The organism is Cupriavidus sp. 22TCCZM04-2, assembly GCF_057798895.1.
Map to the genome: position 1 here is coordinate 12,919 of NZ_JBYOJS010000020.1, position 18,962 is coordinate 31,880.

Sequence of the window (18,962 nt, forward strand, 5' to 3'; positions counted from 1 at the left end):
ATCAAGCTTCTCCTTTTTCATCCTTGCCGATCACGAGCTTGGTGTCGGTCAGGAACTGGTATGGGGGAACATCGAGATTCTGCGGAGCCGGTTTGTTCTTGAAGACGCGGCCGGCCAGGTCGAAGGTCGAGCCGTGGCAGGGGCAGAGAAAACCGGGATCGGTGCCGAGCTGAGGATTGGAGCCGGCAGGGAAAGGACCCGAAGGGGAACAACCCAGGTGGGAGCAGATGCCCACGACGACCAGGAGGTCCTTGTGTTCCGCGCGGGAGCGGGTTTCGTTCTTGCAGTACTCCGGCGTCTTCATGGTGAACGGAACGTCGGAATTGGGATCAGCGACTTCGCCGTCGGTCTTTTTGAGCGAGGCCAGCATCTCGTCGGTGCGGCGCAGGATCCAGACCGGCTTGCCGCGCCATTCGACCGTCATCATCTCGCCGGGCTTGAGGGCGCCGATATCGGCTTCCACTGGCGCGCCGGCCGCCTTGGCCTTCTCGGATGGTGCAAAGGTACTGACGAAAGGAACCGCTACTGCTACGCCTCCGACGCCGCCAGCGACGGATGTCGCGATCAACCAATTGCGGCGACCTTTATCCACGCTCTTCACGTCTTGCTGGTCACTCATTCCAAACCCCAGGGGAAGTCAATTTAGATTTTGCGTCAACCATAAATTGTACATGAGGCACCTCCGCGCAAGATAGGCGAAAAACCCAATGGGAATGTACGATTATCGGCCGGACGCGCGGATTGCCGCGTGCAAGCTTGCTTTCCGCGCATCGATGCGGCAGGCTTCTGGGCTTGAAGGCGTTCATTGCTTGCAACAAGAAGGAGAAAGCCCCATGAGCATGATGTCGGAGTTCAAGACCTTCGCAATGCGCGGCAACGTGATCGACCTTGCGGTCGGCGTGATCATTGGGGCCGCATTCGGGAAAATCGTCGATTCGGTCGTCAATGACCTGATCATGCCCGTGATCGGGCGTATCGTTGGCAAGCTGGATTTTTCCAATATGTTCGTCACGCTGGCCGAGCCGCCGCCGGGTACGCCAATGACGCTGGACGCATTGAAAAAAGCCGGCGTGCCGGTGTTTGCTTACGGTAATTTCCTGACCATCGTTGTCAACTTTCTGATTCTGGCCTTCATCATTTTCCTGATGGTGCGGGCATTCAATAAGATGCGCGCCGAGGAGCCGGCGGCTCCGGCGGAACCGCCGCCGACGCCTGAAGATATTGTCCTGCTGCGTCAAATTCGCGACAGCCTGCAGACCCGCCAGCCCTGATCGGGCAAGAGCAGGATTCTGACAAGACAACGGCCCCTGTGGGGGCCGTTTTTATTGATACGCGTCAAACAGGATTGGGAATATCGACGAAGGTGTGCTGCAGGCCAAAGCGCTGCGCCACATGCTCGCCGAGCGAGCGAATGCCGTAGCGCTCCGTGGCATGATGCCCGGCCGCGAGATACGCCACACCGCTTTCGCGCGCGAGGTGCGTGTTCTGCTCGGAGACTTCGCCGCTCAGATAAGCATCGACACCCGCTGCCACGGCGGCATCGAAATAACCTTGCGCACCGCCGGTGCACCACCCTACCGTGCGGATCATCTGGTCCGGATCGCCAATGGCCAGTGGTTCGCGCCCGAGTACACCGCCGATATGCGCGGCGAGCGCCTGCAGCGGCATCGGTGAAGGCAGCGTGCCGGTCCAGCCGAGTTCATCGCCGCTGAAGCGGCCCGTCGGGGTGAAGCCCAGTTGCTGCGCGAGCTGGGCGTTGTTGCCGAACTCCGGGTGGTTGTCGAGCGGCAGGTGATACGCGAACAGGTTGACGTCCGAGCCCAGCAACCGTTTGAGACGAGCATGCTTCTGCCCGACCACGCGCGCATCCTCGTTTTTCCAGAAATAGCCATGATGCACGAGGATGGCCTGCGCACCGGCCTCGATGGCCGCTTCGACCAGCGCCAGGCTGGCCGTCACGCCCGTCACGATGTGTGTGACTTCGGCGTTGCCTTGCACTTGCAGGCCGTTAGGACAATAGTCCTTGTAGCGGGAAACCGCCAACAGGTCGTTCAAGTACAATTCCAGCTCTTTCGTCTTCATTTTTTGATCAAACTCCAATATGTTGCGGCGCTTTTGGCTGTTCTTTGCCCAGGCTGTCACCGTCGTGCTGGCAGTCTGGTTCGTCGTCGCCACGCTCAAGCCCGAGTGGCTTCAGAGGGGGCGCGTCGCGGTGCAGTCGGGGTCGCCTATCGTGGCGCTGAAGGAGGTCGTGCCCAACGTGGCCGGCGCCGCCGCGCAAGGGTCTTACAGCGAAGCTGCCCGGGTGGCGATGCCTGCCGTCGTGAATATTTTTACCAGCAAGAACGGCACACGGCGCTCGCCCCATCCGCAGTCCGAGGATCCCTGGTTCCGCTTCTTCTTCGGCGACCGCCTGCCGGAACGTCAGGAGCCGGTGTCCAGCCTGGGATCGGGCGTCATTGTCAGTGCCGAGGGTTACATTCTAACCAACCACCACGTGGTCGATGGCGCCGATGAAATCGAGGTGGCGCTGACCGACGGCCGCAAGGCGAACGCCAAGGTCGTGGGCTCGGATCCTGAAACCGACCTGGCCGTACTCAAGATCTCGCTGAAGGACTTGCCTGCCATCACGCTCGGCCGCCTGGAGAACGTGAAGGTCGGCGATGTGGTACTGGCCATCGGCAATCCGTTCGGTGTCGGCCAGACCGTGACCATGGGCATCGTCTCCGCGCTGGGTCGCAGCCATCTCGGGATCAATACGTTCGAGAACTTCATCCAGACGGATGCGGCAATCAACCCGGGCAATTCCGGCGGTGCACTGGTGGACGCGCAGGGCAACCTGCTGGGCATCAACACGGCCATCTATTCACGCTCGGGCGGGTCGCTCGGCATCGGCTTCGCCATCCCGGTCTCGACGGCCAAGCAAGTGATGGAATCGATCATCTCGACCGGCAGCGTGACGCGCGGCTGGATTGGCGTGGAACCACAGGACATGACGCCGGAAATCGCTGAATCGTTCGGGCTCGAGGCCAAGGAAGGCGCGCTGATCGCCGCCGTGGTGCAAGGCGGCCCGGCCGACAAGGCCGGCGTGAAGCCGGGCGATGTACTGGCTTCCGTGGATGGTCAGCCCATCACCGACACCACCGCGTTGCTGAACGCGATCGCGCAGCTCAAGCCGGGCGTGGACAGCAAGATGAAAGTGATCCGCCGCGGCAAGCCGGCCGAGCTGACCGTGACCATTGGCAAGCGGCCCCCGCCTCCACGGCGTGCCGTGCCGTTCGACGACGAGGAATAGCGCGTCCGCCTGATCTCTAGCCCAAGTACGCAAAGCAAAAACCCCGCCGCAGATGGCGGGGTTTTTTTTGTCATGTCGCCGCGAGACAATCCGGCCCTTTCACACAAGCCGCAGACCGCGCAGCGTGGTGCCGACGGAATTGCCAGCGGTTACAGGAAACCGGGAGATCCCGACGAGCCCAGCCGGAGACGCAGCCATGACCGAGAGCACATTCTTCGTGTATGGCTCGTCATGCAATACCGGCACGAGGCGCAGGCTTTCGCCCTCCGCTTCGTGCGACCCGAGCGATCATCAGGCCGTCGATCGACTTTGCACACAGGACTTCGCTCGGTGCCTTTTCCGCAGCACCGCCTTTCGGCACTGGCTTGACATACAGCCGACAAAATAAAACGCCGGCACTCTTTCGAGTGCCGGCGTTTTTCAAGCCAATCTACAGCGGGCTCACGCCCGCATCAGATTAGAACTTGTGGCGGATACCAACGGTAGCGCCGAACTGGCTGTCAGACTTGCCGGTCGCGTCGACGTTGACCTTGCCGAGACCGCTAACACCCAGATTCGAGTTGTCGCGGTTGTAAGCGTAGGCCAGGCTCAGGTAAGCGTCGGTACGCTTCGACAGGGCGTAGTCAGCCGTAGCCACGAACAGCCACGGATCAGCCTTGGCGCCGCGGAAGTCCTGGTAGTAAGCTGCGCCGGTCAGCGAGAATGCCGGCGTCACTTGGTAGCCAGCACCCAGCCAGTACAGGTTCGACGAAGCCTTCGCGCCGCTGATGGATTGCAGGCTGGTGTTGCCCAGGAACGCGATCGTGCCCAGGTCAACGCCCTTGGCCCAACGATAGCCGGCAAACAGCTTGGCCGGACCGAAAGCGTACGTACCGGCCAGCGAAGCGCGGCGCAGGGTTGCGTCGGGGTTGACGTTGTTGGCGAAGCCCAGGTTGGTTTCGTCATACACGGCACCCACTGCGAACGGACCAGCAGCATAGGACAGGCCCAGGCTGTATTCGCGGCCGATCTTCCACGTGCCCGGAACTTCGCCCTGGTTGCCTTGGATCGCGTTAGCAGCGCCGCCGGTGTTCGAGCCGAAGCTGTACAGGGCGTTGGCAGTCAGGCCACCGAACGTACCGATGTACTTGATCGAGTTGTCGGCACGGCCCGCGAACGCGCCGTCCTGTGCCGTGATCGAGTAGTTCGATGCAATCGCCATCGGGTCGAACTGCAGACCGAAGTCATACATCGGGGTCTGGTGACGGCCCAGGGTCAGCTGACCGTACTGGCTGCCAACACCGACGTAAGCCTGACGACCGAACAGGCGGCTGTCGTTGCCCATCTTGCCATCGTCAACGGTAAAACCGCTTTCCAGCACGAACAGACCCTTCAGGCCGCCGCCCAGGTCTTCAACACCGCGCAGGCCCCAACGGCTGCCCGACTGGCCGCCCGAGATCAGGCGCGTCACGCTGTGGCCATTCGAAATGCCTTGCGACGGAACGGCGGGCTGGTTGTTCTGGTATTCGATACCAGCATCAACCACACCGTACAGGGTCACGCTCGATTGGGCATATGCGCCGCCAGCGGCCAGAGCGGCGACGGCAGCAGCAAACAGTTTCATCTTCATATCGACACTTTCCTTGTCAACTGATTGGGAAATCTTGGTTGCCCAAGTGTTTGGGCGACGCATTAACTTTCACGTCTGCTGCGTATTATGGGCCAGCGCCCCCGGCCGTCAGAAGGCTTTTTCGGCGTAAACCGCGTATACGGCCGCCTTTTGTTGTGATTGAACAACAGAAACAAGGCGAGATTTCACCAAATTGGTGCAAAAACGCCGCTTTCTTGCCCCATTGAATCAATCAGCCTGCGTCTCGGCGGCGGCATCGGTGCGGGCTTCCGGACGGCCCACAAAGCGCGCCATCAGCAACCCGAGCTCATACAGTGCAATCAAGGGCACGGCGAGGAGGAGCTGGGACAGGACGTCCGGCGGCGTGACCACGGCAGCAATGATGAAGGCACCGACGATCACATAGGGACGGATCTGCTTCAGCTTATCCAGCTCCACCACGCCAAACCGAACCAGGACGATCACCACCACCGGCACCTCGAAGGTGATGCCGAAGGCAAGGAACGTGGTCATGGCAAAGCTCAGGTATTTGTCGATGTCCGTCGACATGTCCGCGCCGAGCGGCGCGTTGTAGTGCGCCATGAAATGGAAGACGGTCGGAAAGACCAGGAAGTACGCGAACGCCACGCCGCACAGGAACAGCACGTAGCTGCTGCTCACGAGCGGCACAATTAGCCGCTTCTCATGCTGGTACAGGCCCGGCGCGACAAATTGCCAGATCTGGTACAGCACCCAGGGCAGCGCGATCAGGAAAGCGACCAGCAGCGTGACCTTCATCGGCACGAAAAAGGAGCCGGTCACATCGGTCACGATCATCCTGCCGCCCTTGGGCAGCGCATCCATCAGCGGGCGCGCGAACAGGTTGAAGATGACGGGTGCCCAGTACACCAGTCCCACGAAGACCAGGAGGACGCCGGCCACCGCCTTGACCAGGCGTTCGCGCAGCTCGACCAAATGGGAAATGAAGGTTTCCTGCTGCGATTCGTCTTGGGGATCGTTCGACCGGTTGTCGCTCATGGCGTGGACCGCTCAGCCGTGGCGGCTGGCATTTGTATTTCGGTGAGACCGCTTGCGCGGCAGGCATCGCGATGGCGGGCGGCAAGCGTGCTGCTGCCCGGCCATGCTCATTCGAAGAAGGATCGGGCCCGGCCAGCGGCCGGGCGGTGTCGCTTGACGCGCGCGGCGCCGGACTGGACCCAGACGCGGACATTGTTCTGGCGCTTGAACCAGAGCGGACGCGCGCCCTGCTTGACCCGCCAGCTCTTGCGCCCGTTGTGCGATTTGTGCGCCGAGTCCCAGCTGGGCGAGAAGCTCGAGGCATCGCCGCCAGGCGCGGCAGCTCCCTCGGCACCGCCCAGCGCTTCGTTCAGCGCCTGCGCCTGCTCGCTGACTTCCTTGTGGATGGTGCGCTCGACATCGCGCGCGGCGTCTTCGAATTCCGTACGCATCTTGCGCAGTTCCTCGAGCTCCACCTCGCGGCTGACTTCAGCCTTGACGTCATTGATATAGCGCTGCGCACGCCCGACCAGCGCACCCACCGTCCGCGCCACGCGGGGCAGGCGCTCGGGGCCAATCACGATCAGCGCCACGGCGCCGATCAGCGCCAGCTTCGAGATGCCAAGGTCGATCATGCGGACGTCGGGCGGATTACAGCCAGGGCGAGAATCATCGGTCGTGCAACCACTCGGTGCGGAGACAGGGCGAAAAGGGAAATAGCGGCAATGCCAGGCTTATTGCTGGCGGCTCTTTTCCTTGGCTTCCACATCGATGGTGGTGGAATCACGCAGTTCCTTGGCCTCTGCAGGCTTGTCGTCACCGCCTTCTTTCATGCCGTCCTTGAAGCCCTTGACCGCGCCGCCCAGGTCCTGGCCGATATTGCGCAGCTTCTTGGTACCGAAAACGAGCATGACGATCACCAGAACGATCAGCCAATGCCAAATGCTAAACGAACCCATTTCTTGCTCCTGATGAAGCCGCGGGCGTTACTCTGTTGCCGCCCGGACCCGATGTTCCGTCCAAATCTGGCCGCGCCGGGCGACGGTTGCCGGCGCAGCGTCCGGCCCACGCACGTGGTCCGGCTCCTTATGCTTCGTCTGCCCGGTCAGGGCAGCGGCACCTTCCATTCATTGCGCGGACCACCAAGCACATGCAGGTGCAGGTGGTAGACCTCCTGACCGCCATCCGGGCCGGTATTGATCACCGTCCGGAAGCCATTGCCACAGCCCGCCGCACGCGCCAGTTCGGGCACCTTCAGCATCATTCTAGCAAGCACCTCCCCTTCGGCTGGACCACACTCCGCCAGCGAGTCGACGTGTGACTTGGGGATCAGCAGGAAGTGTACCGGGGCCTTGGGGTGGATATCGTGGAAGGCCATCATGTCGTCGTCTTCGTACACCTTACGCGACGGAATCTGGCCGGCCACAATCTTGCAGAAGATGCAATTATCCTGGGAGTTCATGAAATTTTCGTTGCGATGTCGAGCGCACATCAGTCATCGCGACATACCTGATCACTATAGGCCCCGCTCCGCGTACATCGGCTTGCTGTCATGGAGATAGAGCCAACCTTTCACGATACGATACAGCATCCAGAGGGACAGAATCGCCCACACCGCGAAGGCGAGTGGAATCAGCACCACGCTGACGAAAAACGCGCCGCCAAGCACGGCCCAGGCCACCGACCACCAGAACGAGCGGATCTGCCAGGCGAAGTGCGACGCATACAGCGTGCCGCGCGCATCGTCGCGCTTGACGTAGTCGACGATGATGGCGATCAGCGCCGTCACGCCACCCGTCAGCCAGAAGATGGCATACAGCGCATAAAGGATGTGCATCAGCTTGCGCAGGCTGGCGAGCCGTTCGCTATCGCTGATCGTGACCTGCCCGGTGTAATCGTTCGCCATGCTCGCCCTTTCGATTCAGCCGCTGCGCCGGCCGTCAGTCCTGCTTCGGGCGGCTGGCCTTTTCCTCGAGGCCGGACAACCCTTCGCGGCGCGCAAGTTCGTTGACGACGTCCGCCGGCTTCAGGCCGAAGTTGGCCAGCAGCACCATGGTATGGAACCAAAGGTCCGCCACCTCGTAGACCACCTTGTCCGCGTCCGCGCCGGTCTTTCCGGCGGCGCGCGCGTCCTTGGCAGCCATCACGGTCTCGGTGGCTTCCTCGCCGATCTTCTTGAGGATGGCATCATCGCCCTTGCGGAACAGGCGCGCGACGTAGGATTTCTCGGGGTCGCCGCCGTTCTCAGGCTTGCGCGATTCCAGCACCGCGGCCAGGCGCGCCAGCACGTCGGCGCCGGCGGAGTGGGATTCGGTCATGGCTTGGCGTTGTAGATTTGCGAAGGATCCTTGAGCACCGGCTCGACGGTCTGCCAGTCGCCGGTCTCGGCATCGCCCTCGAACTTCTGGAAGAAGCAGGAATGCCGGCCGGTGTGGCACGCGATGCTGTCGATCTGCGTGACCTTGAGTAGCACCACGTCTTCATCGCAATCCAGGCGCATCTCGTGCACCTTCTGCACGTGGCCCGACTCCTCGCCCTTGTGCCACAGGCGCTTGCGCGAACGCGACCAGAACACGGCCTCGCCGAGTTCGGCCGTTTTCTGCAGCGCATCGCGGTTCATGAACGCGAACATCAGCACGTCGTTGGTGCCGACTTCCTGGACGATCACCGGCACCAGGCCGTTATCGTCCCACTTGACCTTGTTGAGCCACTTCTTTGCCATGATCAGATCCGCACGGGAATGCCCTCGCGGGCCATGAATGCTTTTGCCTCGCCAACCGTATGCTGGCCGTAGTGGAAGATGCTGGCGGCCAGGACTGCGTCGGCGTGGCCCAGGCGGATGCCGTCGGCCAGGTCCTGCAGGCCGCCCACGCCGCCCGAGGCGATCACCGGCACCGGCACCGCATCGCTGACGGCGCGCGTCAGCTCCAGGTCGAAGCCGCTCTTGGTACCGTCGCGATCCATGCTGGTCAGCAGGATTTCACCAGCGCCACGCGCGGCCATTTCCTTCGCCCACGCCACCGCGTCCAGCCCCGTGGCCTTGCGTCCGCCATGCGTGAAGACTTCCCAGCGCGGCGGCTCGCCCGGCGCCGAACTGCGCTTGGCGTCGATGGCCACCACGATGCACTGCGAACCATACTTGCCGGTCGCGTCCGACACCAGTTGCGGATTGGCGATGGCCGACGAATTGACGCTGATCTTGTCCGCGCCGGCATTGAGCAGCCGCCGCACGTCTTCCACGGCGCGCACGCCGCCGCCCACGGTCAGTGGAATAAAGACCTGCGAAGCCACCGCTTCGATGATGTGGAGAATCAGGTCGCGTCCGTCGCTGGTCGCGGTGATGTCGAGAAAAGTGATTTCATCGGCGCCCTGCTCGTCATAGCGACGCGCGATTTCCACGGGATCGCCCGCATCGCGCAGCTCGACGAAATTGACGCCCTTGACCACCCGCCCGTTCGTCACATCGAGGCAGGGGATGATACGTTTGGCTAGCATGAGATTCCTTGTCCGCCGCGGGCCCGGTGGCGGCCCGGCAGCGGCGGCGCCCGTCGGGGCGCGTTTGGCTTATTCCCCGGCGCTCAGCTTGTCCGCGCGCGCCTGCGCGTCGACAAAGTTGAGATCGCCAGAGTAGATGGCACGGCCGCAGATGACGCCTTCCACGCCGTCGTTCTCCACGGCGCACAGGTTGTCGATATCGGCCAGGTTGGACAGCCCGCCGCTGGCGATCACCGGAATCGACATCGATTGCGCCAGCTTCACGGTGGCGTCGATATTGATCCCCTGCAGCATGCCGTCGCGGCCGATGTCGGTATAGATAATGGCTTCCACGCCATAGTCTTCGTACTTGCGGGCCAGGTCAGCCACTTCGTGGCCGGTCAGCTTGCTCCAGCCGTCGGTCGCGACCTTGCCGTCCTTGGCGTCCAGGCCAACGATGATGTGGCCGCCGAAGGCCGAGCAGGCATCCTTCAGGAAGCCCGGGTTCTTCACCGCGGCGGTGCCGATGATGACGTAAGACAGGCCGCCGTCCAGCCAGCGCTCGATGGTATTCAGGTCGCGGATGCCGCCACCCAGCTGCACCGGGATCTCATCGCCGACCTCGGCGATGATGGACCTGATGGCGGCTTCGTTGCGCGGCTTGCCGACAAATGCGCCGTTGAGATCGACCAGGTGCAGGCGGCGCGCACCCTGATCGACCCAGTGACGTGCCATGGCGGCGGGATCTTCGGAAAAGACGGTGGCCTGGTCCATGTCGCCTTGTTTGAGGCGTACACACTGACCGTCCTTCAGGTCGATGGCCGGAATGAGCAACATAATCGTGACGAGCGTGGTTAAGTGAGTGAGATAGAGCCAGTGCGGCCAACGGCCGGCAGGTCCGGATCAATAGGCAAGCATTCCTGCATGGCGTTGACTGGCTCGGATCGGATCTTCAGGGATTCCAATGCACGAAGTTCCGGTAAAGCTGCAACCCCATGGCTGCGCTTTTTTCGGGGTGGAACTGCGTGGCAAAAATATTATCGCGTGCTACCGCGCTGGTAAACACACTCCCATACTCCGTTTCGCCGGCAATATGGGCCGGGTCCTGCGCGCGCACGAAGTAGCTATGCACGAAGTAAAACCAGCTTTCGTCCGGAATGCCATCCCACAGCGGATGGGCCCTGCACTGCCTGACGCGGTTCCAGCCCATCTGCGGCACCTTGAAGCGGGACCCGTCGGGCTGGGTCATCCCTTCCAGCTCGAAGCGGATGACTTCACCTGGCATCAGTCCGAGGCAAGGCGTCTTGTCGGTGCCCGGCCTGGCTTCGCGGCTGTATTCGAACAGCATCTGTTCGCCAACGCACACGCCGAACATCGGCTTGCTCGCCGCCGCCTCGAGCACCGCCTCCTGCAGCCCCGAAGCGCCCAGCGCCGACATGCAGTCCGGCATGGCGCCCTGCCCCGGCAACACCACGCGATCCGCGTTGCGAATGCCTTCCGGGACATCTACTACACGCACATCGGCCTCAGGCGCCGCGGCACGCAGGGCCTGCGCCACCGAGCGCAGGTTGCCCATGCCGTAATCCACAATTGCTATGGTAGTCATGATTTCAAAACAGGCAATAATGTCTTCAGCCCGTCCACAATGAATTCAACGGCCAGCGCCGACAGGATCAGTCCCATCAGCCGCGTGCCGATATTGATGCCGGTACGCCCAACCACCCGCGCGATCGGATCCGCCGCGCGAAACACCGCATACACCACCGCGCCCAGCACCACGCCAATCCCCACGAGGATCAGAAGCTGGTACCAGTGCTGCGTCTTGCCGGCATAGACGATCACCGTGCTGATCGAACCGGGCCCGGTCAGCAGCGGCAGCGCCAGCGGCACCACCGCGATACTGGACCGGGCCTCGGCCTCGTCCTCCTCTTCCGGCGTGGCCTTGGTCCGGCTGGTCTGGGCGTTCAGCATGTTCATTGCCATCATGATCATGATGAGCCCGCCGCCGACCTGCAGCGACGCCACCGAGATATTGAAGAACTCGATGATCTGCTGACCCAGCAGCGCCGATACCGCCACCACGATGGCCACCGACACCGATGCGATCTTGATGGTACGCAGTTTCTCCGCTTCCGACTGCTGCCCGGTCAGGCTGATGAAGAACGGAATGGCGCCGATCGGGTTGATCAGCGCCAGCAGCGAGATGAACGACTTGAGCGTATCCATCGGTTGCGGATCAGCCGGTGCCCCGGCCCAGTTTCGCGAAGTTCGGTCAGCGGGCGCCGCAACCAGCCGGCACGCCTTCGGTTCAGCAGCCGGTCAGAGCGTGCCCTTGGTCGATGGAATGGTGTTTGCCGAACGCGGGTCCAGCTCCACCGCCATGCGCAGGGCCCGGCCAAAGGCCTTGAACACGGTCTCGCACTGGTGGTGGGCATTGATGCCCCGCAGGTTGTCGATATGCAGGGTCACGCCCGCATGGTTGACGAATCCACGGAAGAACTCGATGGTGAGGTCCACGTCGAAGCTGCCCACGCGCGCACGGGTGAACGGCACGTGGAATTCCAGGCCCGGTCGACCGGAAAAGTCGATCACGACGCGCGACAGGCATTCGTCCAGCGGCACATAGCTGTGGCCATAGCGCGTGATGCCCTTCTTGTCGCCGATGGCCTTGGCGACGGCCTGGCCGAGGGTGATGCCCACGTCCTCGACGGTGTGGTGGTCGTCGATATGCGTATCGCCGGTAGCCTCGACTTCCAGGTCGAACATGCCGTGGCGGGCAATCTGGTCGAGCATGTGGTCGAGGAACGGCACGCCGGACGCCAGATGCTGGCGACCGGTGCCATCGAGATTCAGGGAAACGCGAATTTGCGTTTCCGAAGTATTGCGGGTGACCTCTGCAACACGCATGGTGTTAATCCTGCAGCGAAGCTGCAAATGCCTCAAGGAACTGCGCGTTTTCTTCGGGGGTGCTGACCGTGACGCGCAAACAGTTGGCCAGCAATGGGTGCATTTTACTCACGTTCTTGATCAGCACCTTGCGGGCAAGGAGCCGGTCGAACGTCTGTGCCGCATCCGGCACGCGCACAAGCAGGAAATTAGCGGCGCTTGGAAACACATTCACGCCCGCCTGGACTGCCATGCCTTGCGCCACGCGCGCACGTTCCGCGCGCAATTGCGCGGCCTGTTCGTCCAGTACCGCGACGTGTTCGAGCGCGAACAGCGCCGCTGCTTCGGTCAGCACGTTGACGTTGTAGGGCGGCCGCACCTTGTCGAGCTGCTCCAGCCACTGTGGTGCGCCCGCCACATAGCCCAGGCGGATACCGGCCAGGCCCAGCTTTGAGACCGTGCGCATGACCAGCAGGTTGCCGAATTCCGTCAGGCGCGGCATCCAGCTTTCCTGCGCGAACGGCTGGTAGGCCTCGTCCACCACCACCAGGCTGCGGCACACCGGGCCCTGCGCGGCTCGGACGATGGCCTCCATGTCGGCGGCATCGAACAGGTTGCCGGTCGGGTTGTTCGGATAGGCCAGGTAGACGATGGCCGGCTGGTGCTCCGCCATGGCGGCCAGCATCGCTTCGCGGTCCAGCGTGAAGTCCGCGCGCAGCGGCACGCCCACGAACTGCAGGCCGGCGAACTGGGCCGACATCGCGTACATCACGAAGCCGGGCACGGGTGCCATCACCTTCGCACCGGGCCGGGCCGCTGCCAGCGCGAGCATGCTGATGATTTCATCCGAACCGTTGCCGAGCAGCACGTCCATGCCGGCGGGCACCTGCATGACGTCCTTCAGCTTCGCGCGCAGCGCCTCGCTGCTGGGCACCGGGTAGCGGTTCAGCGCCACCTCGCCCAGCCGCGCGGCCAGCTGGTCGCGCAGATCGGGCGGCAGGCGGTATGGGTTCTCCATGGCATCGAGCTTCACCAGACCATGCGAATCCGGCACGTGGTAGGCGCCCATGGCGCGCACGTCATCACGGATGATTCGCTCGATCAGGGAAGGGTCTACGACTGACATGGATGCTCCTGTTTGCGCTGCCGCACCGATGCGGCAGCAATGGGTTCAACTACGCTTGAAACGATATTCGGCGCTGCGGGCGTGGGCCTGCAGGCCTTCGCCATACGCCAGTTCGGCTGCAATCTGGCCCAGCATCTGCGCCCCGCCCTCGCTCACCTCGATCAGGCTCGAACGCTTCTGGAAGTCGTAGACGCCCAGCGGCGACGAGAAGCGCGCGGTGCGCGAGGTCGGCAGCACGTGGTTGGGGCCGGCGCAGTAGTCGCCGAGCGATTCGCTGGTATAGCGGCCCAGGAAAATGGCGCCGGCGTGGCGGATCTTCTCGCTCCACTGGCGCGGATTCTCTGTGGAGATTTCCAGGTGCTCCGGCGCGATCGCGTTGGCGATCTCGCAGGCCTCTTCCATGTCGCGCACCTTGACCAGCGCGCCACGACCCGAGATCGAGGCCGCGATGACCTCGCGGCGCGGCATGCTGTCGAGCTGGCGCTGGATGCTCGCCTCGACTTCGGCGATATAGCCGGCGTCCGGGCACAGCAGGATCGATTGCGCGAGTTCATCGTGCTCGGCCTGCGAGAACAGGTCCATCGCGACCCAATCCGGATCGGTCGTGCCGTCGCAGATCACCAGGATTTCCGAGGGCCCCGCGATCATGTCGATGCCGACCGTGCCGAACACGCGGCGCTTGGCTGCGGCCACGTAGGCATTGCCCGGGCCGACGATCTTGTCGACCTGCGGCAGCGTCGCCGTGCCGAAGGCCAGCGCGCCAACCGCCTGTGCGCCGCCAATGGTGAACACCCGGTCCACGCCGGCGATCTGCGCCGCGGCCAGCACCAGTTCATTGCGCACGCCGCCCGGCGTGGGCACGACCATGATGATTTCCTTGACGCCGGCCACGCGCGCCGGAATCGCGTTCATGAGCACCGACGACGGATACGCGGCCTTGCCGCCCGGCACGTAGATGCCCACGCGGTCCAGCGGCGTCACCTTCTGGCCGAGCATGGTGCCGTCCGCCTCGGTGTACTCCCAGCTGTGGCTGCCGCACTCGATCTTCTGCTTCTCGTGGTAGGCGCGCACGCGCGCGGCGGCGGCTTCCAGCGCGGCGCGGCGCTTGGGCTCCAGGTCTTCGAGCGCAGCTTCGAGTTCGCTTTGTGCGATTTCCAGCGCGCTCATCGACGCCGCCTCGACCCGGTCAAACCGCTGCGTGTATTCGAGTACCGCAGCGTCGCCGCGTTCCTTCACGTCGGCCAGGATCTGCGCCGCGGCGCGGTCGATGGCCTCGTCCTCGCCCGCCTCGAAGGCCAGCACCTCGCGCAGCGCCTTGGCAAAGCCAGGCTCCGCGGAGTCGAGCCGGCGGATCGACACGTTGTCCATTTCGGTTGCGTTCATAACTCCATTCCTCTCTGGGGCACTGGCCTCAGGCCAGCGCCGCCGATGCCTTCTCGAACGCGTCGAGAATCGGCGTCAGCCGTTCGCGCTTGAGCTTCAGCGCCGCCTGGTTCACCACCAGGCGCGACGAAATCTGCACGATCTCTTCGACTTCCACCAGGTTGTTGGCGCGCAGCGTATTGCCGGTGCTGACCAGGTCGACGATGGCATCCGACAGGCCGACCAGCGGGCCCAGTTCCATCGAGCCATACAGCTTGATCAGGTCGACGTGCACGCCCTTCTTGGCAAAGTGCTCGCGGGCGGTCTGCACGTACTTCGTGGCCACCGCCAGGCGCGCGCCCTGGCGCACGGCCTTGGCGTAGTCAAAGCCGGCGGGCACCGCCACCGACATGCGGCAGCGCGCGATGTTCAGGTCGATCGGCGCGTACAAGCCGGTCATGCCGTGTTCCATCAGCACGTCCTTGCCGGCCACGCCGAAATCGGCGGCGCCGTATTGCACGTAGGTCGGCACGTCCGACGCGCGCACGATGATCACGCGCACGGCTGGATCGGTGGTCGGCAGGATCAGCTTGCGCGAAGTCTCCGGATCCTCGGTCACGCGAATGCCGGCGGCTTCGAGCAGCGGCAGCGTTTCCTTGAAGATGCGGCCCTTGGAAAGCGCCAGGGTAAGCTGGCTGGGCGAAGCGTTGAAAGCGGGGCTCATCGGGTTCCTCAGGCGATGCGGCGAATCTTGGCGCCAACCGCCGACAGCTTGTCTTCCATGCGGTCATAGCCGCGGTCCAGGTGGTAGATACGGTCGATCACGGTGTCGCCGTCGGCTACCAGGCCAGCAATGACCAGGCTCGCCGAGGCGCGCAGGTCGGTAGCCATCACGGTGGCGCCGGACAGGCGCGGCACGCCCGTCACCACGGCCGTATTGCCTTCCGCCGTAATGTTGGCACCCAGGCGGTTCAGCTCCTGCACGTGCATGAAGCGGTTTTCGAAGATCGTCTCGGTAATGCGTGCGGTGCCTTCGGCCACGGCGTTCAGCGCCATGAACTGCGCCTGCATGTCGGTCGGGAAGGCCGGGTATTCCGAGGTGCGGAAGCTCACCGCCTGCGCGCGGCGCGGCATCGACAGGCGGATCCAGTCGTCGCCGGTTTCCACGTTGGCGCCGGCCTCGCGCAGCTTGATCAGCACGGCGTCGAGGATCTGCGGAGGAATGTCGCGCAGCACCAGGTCGCCCAGCGTGGCCGCGGCCGCGCACAGGAAGGTGCCGGCCTCGATGCGGTCGGCGACCACCGAGTGCTTCGCGCCATGCAGCTTGTCGACGCCTTGCACGATCAGCCGGTCGGTACCGATGCCGTCGATCTTCGCGCCCATCTTGACGAGCAGCTCGGCTAGGTCGGTCACCTCGGGTTCGCGCGCGGCGTTTTCCAGCACCGTCTCGCCGTCGGCGAGCGTCGCGGCCATCAGCAGGTTTTCGGTGCCGGTCACGGTGATCATGTCCGTCACCACGCGCGCGCCCTTCAGGCGGCTGGCGCGGGCATGGATAAAGCCGTGCTCGATCGTGATTTCAGCACCCATGGCCTGCAGGCCCTTGATGTGCTGATCCACCGGACGCGCGCCGATGCCGCAGCCGCCCGGCAGCGAGACACGGGCCTCGCCAAAGCGCGCGACCAGCGGGCCGAGCACCAGGATCGACGCACGCATGGTCTTCACCAGCTCGTACGGCGCCTCGGGCGAATTGATGTCCGCGCCTGCCAGCGTGGCGGTGGCGCCGGTCATCTCGGCATGCATGCCCATCTGCCGCAGCAGCTTAAGCATGGTGCGCGTGTCCTGCAGGTTCGGCACGTTGTCGATCGTGACGGTGTCGGCCGTCAGCAGGCCGGCGCAGAGGATCGGCAGCGCGGCGTTCTTGGCGCCGGAAACACGGATCTCGCCTTTGAGCGGGCCATTGCCCTGGATCTGGAATTTGTCCATGTTCTGTCAGTTGCAGCCGGACGGGGTGAGCATGCCCGGCGTCGTTATTGCGGGGGGCCGCACGCATAGCACGCAGCCCGAATCGGTGAAACCGGCCCCGGCCGCTTATTTGCCGGCGCCGGCCTGCCATTCGGCCGGCGTCAGCGTCTTCATCGACAGCGCATGGATCTCGGCACGCATGCGGTCGCCAAGCGCGGCGTACACGCGCTGGTGACGCTGGATCAGACGCTTGCCATCGAACTCGGCGCTGACGATGGTGGCAAAGAAGTGCTGGCCGTCACCCTCGACTTCCAGATGTTCGCAGGGCAAACCTTGGGCAATGTAATCCCTGACTTGTTCCGGAGTAGGCAGCATGATCTCTTCTCTTCTGTGTGGAGGGCCGCGTTTTCAGTGGCGCAGCTTGAAACCCGACTTCAGCAGGCGCAACGCCAGCGTCGCGAGCAGCACGAAGGCCGCGCCGACCACCGCCAGGCTGAACAGCGGCGACACGTCCGAGACGCCGAAGAAGCCATAGCGGAAGCCGTCGATCATGTAGAAGAACGGGTTGGCATGGGACACCGCCTGCCAGAAGGCGGGCAGCGAATGGATGGAATAGAACACGCCCGACAAGAACGTCGCGGGCATGATCAGGAAATTCTGGAAGGCGGCCAGCTGGTCGAATTTCTCGGCCCAGATACCGGCAATCAACCCCAGCGTGCCGAGGATGCCCGCGCCAAGCAGCGCGAACACAAGGATCCAGCCGACATTGGCGAAATGCAGGTTGGCGAACCACGCTGTCACCAGCAGCACGCCCAGGCCCACCGTCAGCCCGCGGATGACCGATGCCACCACATAGGCGCCGAACATGTCCCAGTGCGACAGCGGCGGCAGCAGCACGAACACCAGGTTACCGGTGATCTTGGACTGGATCAGCGACGACGAGCTGTTGGCGAAGGCATTCTGCAGCACGCTCATCATCACCAGACCCGGCACCAGGAAGGCGGTGTAGCTGATCTGGTCATAGACCTTGACGCGGTTTTCCAGCACGTGGCCGAAGATCAGCAGGTACAGCACCGCCGTGAGCACGGGCGCGGCCACGGTCTGGAAGCTGACCTTCCAGAAGCGCAGCACTTCCTTGTAGAGCAGGGTCCGGAAACCGACCAGCCCGCCGACGGACATCGGCGCGAGCCGGGCGTTGTCGAGCACTTCGAGTTCGCCAGGCTGTTTCATGCCGCGGCCTCCATGGCCTGGTGGGGCAAGGCGCCGGGCATGTGTCCCTCGCGCCGCATGATCTGGACGAACACGTCTTCGAGATCGGCCTTGTTGATTTCCATGTCTTCGATTTCACAGCCCGCCTCGCGGCAGGCGGCCAGGATGGGTTCCACGGCCGGATAGCCGGACAGGCGCAGTCGCACCGCGCGCTCGCCCGGGTTGGCCGGCATGCGCAATGGCTCCAGGGCCACCGGCAGCGTGCCGCGCGCGAACGTCAGCACCAGCTGCAGCCCCGCGAACTGCGTCAGCAGGTTGCTGGTGCGGTCCAGCGCCACGACCTCGCCGAATTTCAGCATGGCGATGCGGTCGCACAGCGCCTCCGCCTCTTCCAGGTAGTGCGTGGTCAGGATGATGGTGTGCCCTTCGCGGTTCAGCCGCGAAATGAACTTCCACAGGGTCTGGCGCAACTCCACGTCCACGCCGGCGGTAGGTTCGTCCAACACGATCACCGGCGGACGATGCACCAGCGCCTGCGCCACCAGCACGCGCCGCTTCATGCCGCCAGAGAGCTGGCGCATATTGGCATCGGCCTTGTTGGTGAGATCGAGGTTGGCCATGATCTCGTCGATCCAGTCGTCATTGCGCGTCAGGCCAAAGTAGCCGGACTGCAGCCGCAGCGTCTCGCGCACGGTGAAGAAGGGATCGAACACCAGTTCCTGCGGCACCACGCCCAGCATACGCCGCGCCATGCGGTAATCGGACACGACATCGTGCCCGAGCACACTGACGCGGCCAGAGTCCGCGCGGTTCAGGCCAGCCAGGATGGAGATCAGCGTGGTCTTGCCGGCACCGTTGGGACCGAGCAGCCCGAAGAATTCGCCGCGCTCGACGGTGAAGCTGACGCCCTTGAGCGCCTGCAGGTTGCTGTAGCGCTTGCGAACGTCGGTGAGTTCGATGGCTTTCATGGCCGAATGTCTGGAGCTGGTCCGCCTGGGACCGGCCGTCTGGAAATGGGGACCAACTTGGAGCACTGGTGCCCG

The 18,962-nt window shown here is 63.6% G+C and carries 24 protein-coding genes; 2 read left to right on the forward strand and 22 right to left on the reverse strand.

What is annotated here, in order from left to right:
• Window position 1: 1 nt before the first annotated feature.
• Window positions 2-619, reverse strand: coding sequence for a ubiquinol-cytochrome c reductase iron-sulfur subunit (petA, locus tag AC3FKG_RS24130; RefSeq protein ID WP_483709566.1), 618 nt, complete (start codon window positions 617-619; stop codon window positions 2-4).
• A 214-nt stretch (window positions 620-833) separates the two neighbouring features.
• On the opposite strand from petA, the gene mscL reads away from it, so the two are divergent.
• On the forward strand, window positions 834-1,271 hold the full coding sequence (gene mscL, locus AC3FKG_RS24135) for a large conductance mechanosensitive channel protein MscL (protein WP_483711554.1): 438 nt from the start codon (window positions 834-836) through the stop codon (window positions 1,269-1,271).
• A 64-nt stretch (window positions 1,272-1,335) separates the two neighbouring features.
• Here mscL and AC3FKG_RS24140 read toward each other — a convergent pair whose 3' ends face one another.
• Window positions 1,336-2,082, reverse strand: a complete 747-nt coding sequence (locus tag AC3FKG_RS24140) for a Nif3-like dinuclear metal center hexameric protein (protein WP_483711555.1) — start codon at window positions 2,080-2,082, stop codon at window positions 1,336-1,338.
• 19 nt (window positions 2,083-2,101) lie between these two features.
• On the opposite strand from AC3FKG_RS24140, the gene AC3FKG_RS24145 reads away from it, so the two are divergent.
• Window positions 2,102-3,295, forward strand: a complete 1,194-nt coding sequence (locus tag AC3FKG_RS24145; protein ID WP_483709568.1) for a Do family serine endopeptidase — start codon at window positions 2,102-2,104, stop codon at window positions 3,293-3,295.
• A 457-nt stretch (window positions 3,296-3,752) separates the two neighbouring features.
• On the opposite strand, the gene AC3FKG_RS24150 is transcribed toward AC3FKG_RS24145, so the two are convergent.
• The 20 genes from AC3FKG_RS24150 to AC3FKG_RS24245 form a co-directional block, all read right to left on the reverse strand.
• Window positions 3,753-4,904, reverse strand: coding sequence for a porin (locus AC3FKG_RS24150; RefSeq protein ID WP_483709569.1), 1,152 nt, complete (start codon window positions 4,902-4,904; stop codon window positions 3,753-3,755).
• A 228-nt stretch (window positions 4,905-5,132) separates the two neighbouring features.
• Window positions 5,133-5,921, reverse strand: coding sequence for a twin-arginine translocase subunit TatC (tatC, locus tag AC3FKG_RS24155; RefSeq protein ID WP_483709571.1), 789 nt, complete (start codon window positions 5,919-5,921; stop codon window positions 5,133-5,135).
• A gap of 107 nt (window positions 5,922-6,028) precedes the next feature.
• Window positions 6,029-6,535 carry a Sec-independent protein translocase protein TatB gene (gene tatB, locus AC3FKG_RS24160; protein WP_483709573.1) on the reverse strand — a complete coding sequence of 169 codons (507 nt, stop codon included), beginning with the start codon at window positions 6,533-6,535 and terminating at the stop codon, window positions 6,029-6,031.
• 99 nt (window positions 6,536-6,634) lie between these two features.
• Window positions 6,635-6,859, reverse strand: coding sequence for a Sec-independent protein translocase subunit TatA (gene tatA / locus AC3FKG_RS24165; protein WP_483709574.1), 225 nt, complete (start codon window positions 6,857-6,859; stop codon window positions 6,635-6,637).
• 146 nt (window positions 6,860-7,005) lie between these two features.
• On the reverse strand, window positions 7,006-7,362 hold the full coding sequence (locus AC3FKG_RS24170) for a histidine triad nucleotide-binding protein (protein WP_483709575.1): 357 nt from the start codon (window positions 7,360-7,362) through the stop codon (window positions 7,006-7,008).
• 54 nt (window positions 7,363-7,416) lie between these two features.
• A complete protein-coding gene (locus tag AC3FKG_RS24175) occupies window positions 7,417-7,806 on the reverse strand; it encodes a DUF4870 family protein (RefSeq protein ID WP_483709576.1) in 390 nt (129 codons plus the stop codon).
• Between the two features lie 34 nt (window positions 7,807-7,840).
• Entirely contained in the window at window positions 7,841-8,218 is a 378-nt protein-coding gene (locus tag AC3FKG_RS24180; protein ID WP_483709577.1) for a phosphoribosyl-ATP diphosphatase, read from the reverse strand.
• Window positions 8,215-8,622, reverse strand: a complete 408-nt coding sequence (hisI, locus tag AC3FKG_RS24185; RefSeq protein WP_483709579.1) for a phosphoribosyl-AMP cyclohydrolase — start codon at window positions 8,620-8,622, stop codon at window positions 8,215-8,217. The genes AC3FKG_RS24180 and hisI overlap by 4 nt, the downstream gene beginning before the upstream one ends.
• Window positions 8,623-8,624: 2 nt before the next feature.
• On the reverse strand, window positions 8,625-9,395 hold the full coding sequence (gene hisF, locus AC3FKG_RS24190; RefSeq protein WP_211949893.1) for an imidazole glycerol phosphate synthase subunit HisF: 771 nt from the start codon (window positions 9,393-9,395) through the stop codon (window positions 8,625-8,627).
• Between the two features lie 69 nt (window positions 9,396-9,464).
• The gene (hisA, locus tag AC3FKG_RS24195) at window positions 9,465-10,211 is read right to left on the reverse strand and encodes a 1-(5-phosphoribosyl)-5-[(5-phosphoribosylamino)methylideneamino]imidazole-4-carboxamide isomerase (protein WP_483709580.1); all 747 of its coding nucleotides are present in this window, start codon (window positions 10,209-10,211) and stop codon (window positions 9,465-9,467) included.
• Window positions 10,212-10,326: 115 nt separating this feature from the next.
• Window positions 10,327-10,980, reverse strand: coding sequence for an imidazole glycerol phosphate synthase subunit HisH (gene hisH, locus AC3FKG_RS24200; RefSeq protein ID WP_488744354.1), 654 nt, complete (start codon window positions 10,978-10,980; stop codon window positions 10,327-10,329).
• Entirely contained in the window at window positions 10,977-11,600 is a 624-nt protein-coding gene (locus AC3FKG_RS24205; RefSeq protein WP_211949890.1) for a YchE family NAAT transporter, read from the reverse strand. Before AC3FKG_RS24205 ends, hisH begins: the two co-directional genes overlap by 4 nt.
• Window positions 11,601-11,693: 93 nt before the next feature.
• Window positions 11,694-12,281, reverse strand: a complete 588-nt coding sequence (gene hisB / locus AC3FKG_RS24210; protein WP_483709583.1) for an imidazoleglycerol-phosphate dehydratase HisB — start codon at window positions 12,279-12,281, stop codon at window positions 11,694-11,696.
• Window positions 12,282-12,285: 4 nt separating this feature from the next.
• On the reverse strand, window positions 12,286-13,386 hold the full coding sequence (gene hisC / locus AC3FKG_RS24215) for a histidinol-phosphate transaminase (protein ID WP_483709585.1): 1,101 nt from the start codon (window positions 13,384-13,386) through the stop codon (window positions 12,286-12,288).
• A gap of 45 nt (window positions 13,387-13,431) precedes the next feature.
• Entirely contained in the window at window positions 13,432-14,769 is a 1,338-nt protein-coding gene (hisD, locus tag AC3FKG_RS24220) for a histidinol dehydrogenase (protein WP_483709586.1), read from the reverse strand.
• Window positions 14,770-14,797: 28 nt separating this feature from the next.
• Window positions 14,798-15,472 (reverse strand): ATP phosphoribosyltransferase, encoded by a 675-nt coding sequence (hisG, locus tag AC3FKG_RS24225; protein WP_483709588.1) that lies wholly within the window; start codon window positions 15,470-15,472, stop codon window positions 14,798-14,800.
• Window positions 15,473-15,480: 8 nt separating this feature from the next.
• Window positions 15,481-16,731, reverse strand: a complete 1,251-nt coding sequence (gene murA, locus AC3FKG_RS24230; protein ID WP_483709589.1) for a UDP-N-acetylglucosamine 1-carboxyvinyltransferase — start codon at window positions 16,729-16,731, stop codon at window positions 15,481-15,483.
• Between the two features lie 105 nt (window positions 16,732-16,836).
• Entirely contained in the window at window positions 16,837-17,085 is a 249-nt protein-coding gene (locus AC3FKG_RS24235) for a BolA family protein (RefSeq protein ID WP_211955740.1), read from the reverse strand.
• A 33-nt stretch (window positions 17,086-17,118) separates the two neighbouring features.
• Window positions 17,119-17,940 carry an ABC transporter permease gene (locus tag AC3FKG_RS24240; RefSeq protein WP_483709591.1) on the reverse strand — a complete coding sequence of 274 codons (822 nt, stop codon included), beginning with the start codon at window positions 17,938-17,940 and terminating at the stop codon, window positions 17,119-17,121.
• The gene (locus tag AC3FKG_RS24245) at window positions 17,937-18,887 is read right to left on the reverse strand and encodes an ABC transporter ATP-binding protein (protein WP_483709592.1); all 951 of its coding nucleotides are present in this window, start codon (window positions 18,885-18,887) and stop codon (window positions 17,937-17,939) included. The genes AC3FKG_RS24240 and AC3FKG_RS24245 overlap by 4 nt, the downstream gene beginning before the upstream one ends.
• Between the last annotated feature and the right edge of the window lie 75 nt (window positions 18,888-18,962).

Bases quoted from the DNA above. Each gene is read 5' to 3' on its own strand.
- tatA (WP_483709574.1), bottom strand. From the start codon at position 6,859: ATGGGTTCGTTTAGCATTTGGCATTGGCTGATCGTTCTGGTGATCGTC.
- hisF (WP_211949893.1), bottom strand. From the start codon at position 9,395: ATGCTAGCCAAACGTATCATCCCCTGCCTCGATGTGACGAACGGGCGG.
- hisD (WP_483709586.1), bottom strand. From the start codon at position 14,769: ATGAACGCAACCGAAATGGACAACGTGTCGATCCGCCGGCTCGACTCC.
- AC3FKG_RS24145 (WP_483709568.1), top strand. From the start codon at position 2,102: ATGTTGCGGCGCTTTTGGCTGTTCTTTGCCCAGGCTGTCACCGTCGTG.
- AC3FKG_RS24175 (WP_483709576.1), bottom strand. From the start codon at position 7,806: ATGGCGAACGATTACACCGGGCAGGTCACGATCAGCGATAGCGAACGG.
- hisI (WP_483709579.1), bottom strand. From the start codon at position 8,622: ATGGCAAAGAAGTGGCTCAACAAGGTCAAGTGGGACGATAACGGCCTG.
- hisG (WP_483709588.1), bottom strand. From the start codon at position 15,472: ATGAGCCCCGCTTTCAACGCTTCGCCCAGCCAGCTTACCCTGGCGCTT.
- hisB (WP_483709583.1), bottom strand. From the start codon at position 12,281: ATGCGTGTTGCAGAGGTCACCCGCAATACTTCGGAAACGCAAATTCGC.
- petA (WP_483709566.1), bottom strand. From the start codon at position 619: ATGAGTGACCAGCAAGACGTGAAGAGCGTGGATAAAGGTCGCCGCAAT.
- AC3FKG_RS24150 (WP_483709569.1), bottom strand. From the start codon at position 4,904: ATGAAGATGAAACTGTTTGCTGCTGCCGTCGCCGCTCTGGCCGCTGGC.
- AC3FKG_RS24235 (WP_211955740.1), bottom strand. From the start codon at position 17,085: ATGCTGCCTACTCCGGAACAAGTCAGGGATTACATTGCCCAAGGTTTG.
- AC3FKG_RS24205 (WP_211949890.1), bottom strand. From the start codon at position 11,600: ATGGATACGCTCAAGTCGTTCATCTCGCTGCTGGCGCTGATCAACCCG.
- hisA (WP_483709580.1), bottom strand. From the start codon at position 10,211: ATGTTGCTCATTCCGGCCATCGACCTGAAGGACGGTCAGTGTGTACGC.
- AC3FKG_RS24245 (WP_483709592.1), bottom strand. From the start codon at position 18,887: ATGAAAGCCATCGAACTCACCGACGTTCGCAAGCGCTACAGCAACCTG.
- AC3FKG_RS24240 (WP_483709591.1), bottom strand. From the start codon at position 17,940: ATGAAACAGCCTGGCGAACTCGAAGTGCTCGACAACGCCCGGCTCGCG.
- mscL (WP_483711554.1), top strand. From the start codon at position 834: ATGAGCATGATGTCGGAGTTCAAGACCTTCGCAATGCGCGGCAACGTG.
- murA (WP_483709589.1), bottom strand. From the start codon at position 16,731: ATGGACAAATTCCAGATCCAGGGCAATGGCCCGCTCAAAGGCGAGATC.
- tatB (WP_483709573.1), bottom strand. From the start codon at position 6,535: ATGATCGACCTTGGCATCTCGAAGCTGGCGCTGATCGGCGCCGTGGCG.
- tatC (WP_483709571.1), bottom strand. From the start codon at position 5,921: ATGAGCGACAACCGGTCGAACGATCCCCAAGACGAATCGCAGCAGGAA.
- AC3FKG_RS24170 (WP_483709575.1), bottom strand. From the start codon at position 7,362: ATGAACTCCCAGGATAATTGCATCTTCTGCAAGATTGTGGCCGGCCAG.
- hisC (WP_483709585.1), bottom strand. From the start codon at position 13,386: ATGTCAGTCGTAGACCCTTCCCTGATCGAGCGAATCATCCGTGATGAC.
- hisH (WP_488744354.1), bottom strand. From the start codon at position 10,980: ATGACTACCATAGCAATTGTGGATTACGGCATGGGCAACCTGCGCTCG.
- AC3FKG_RS24180 (WP_483709577.1), bottom strand. From the start codon at position 8,218: ATGACCGAATCCCACTCCGCCGGCGCCGACGTGCTGGCGCGCCTGGCC.
- AC3FKG_RS24140 (WP_483711555.1), bottom strand. From the start codon at position 2,082: ATGAAGACGAAAGAGCTGGAATTGTACTTGAACGACCTGTTGGCGGTT.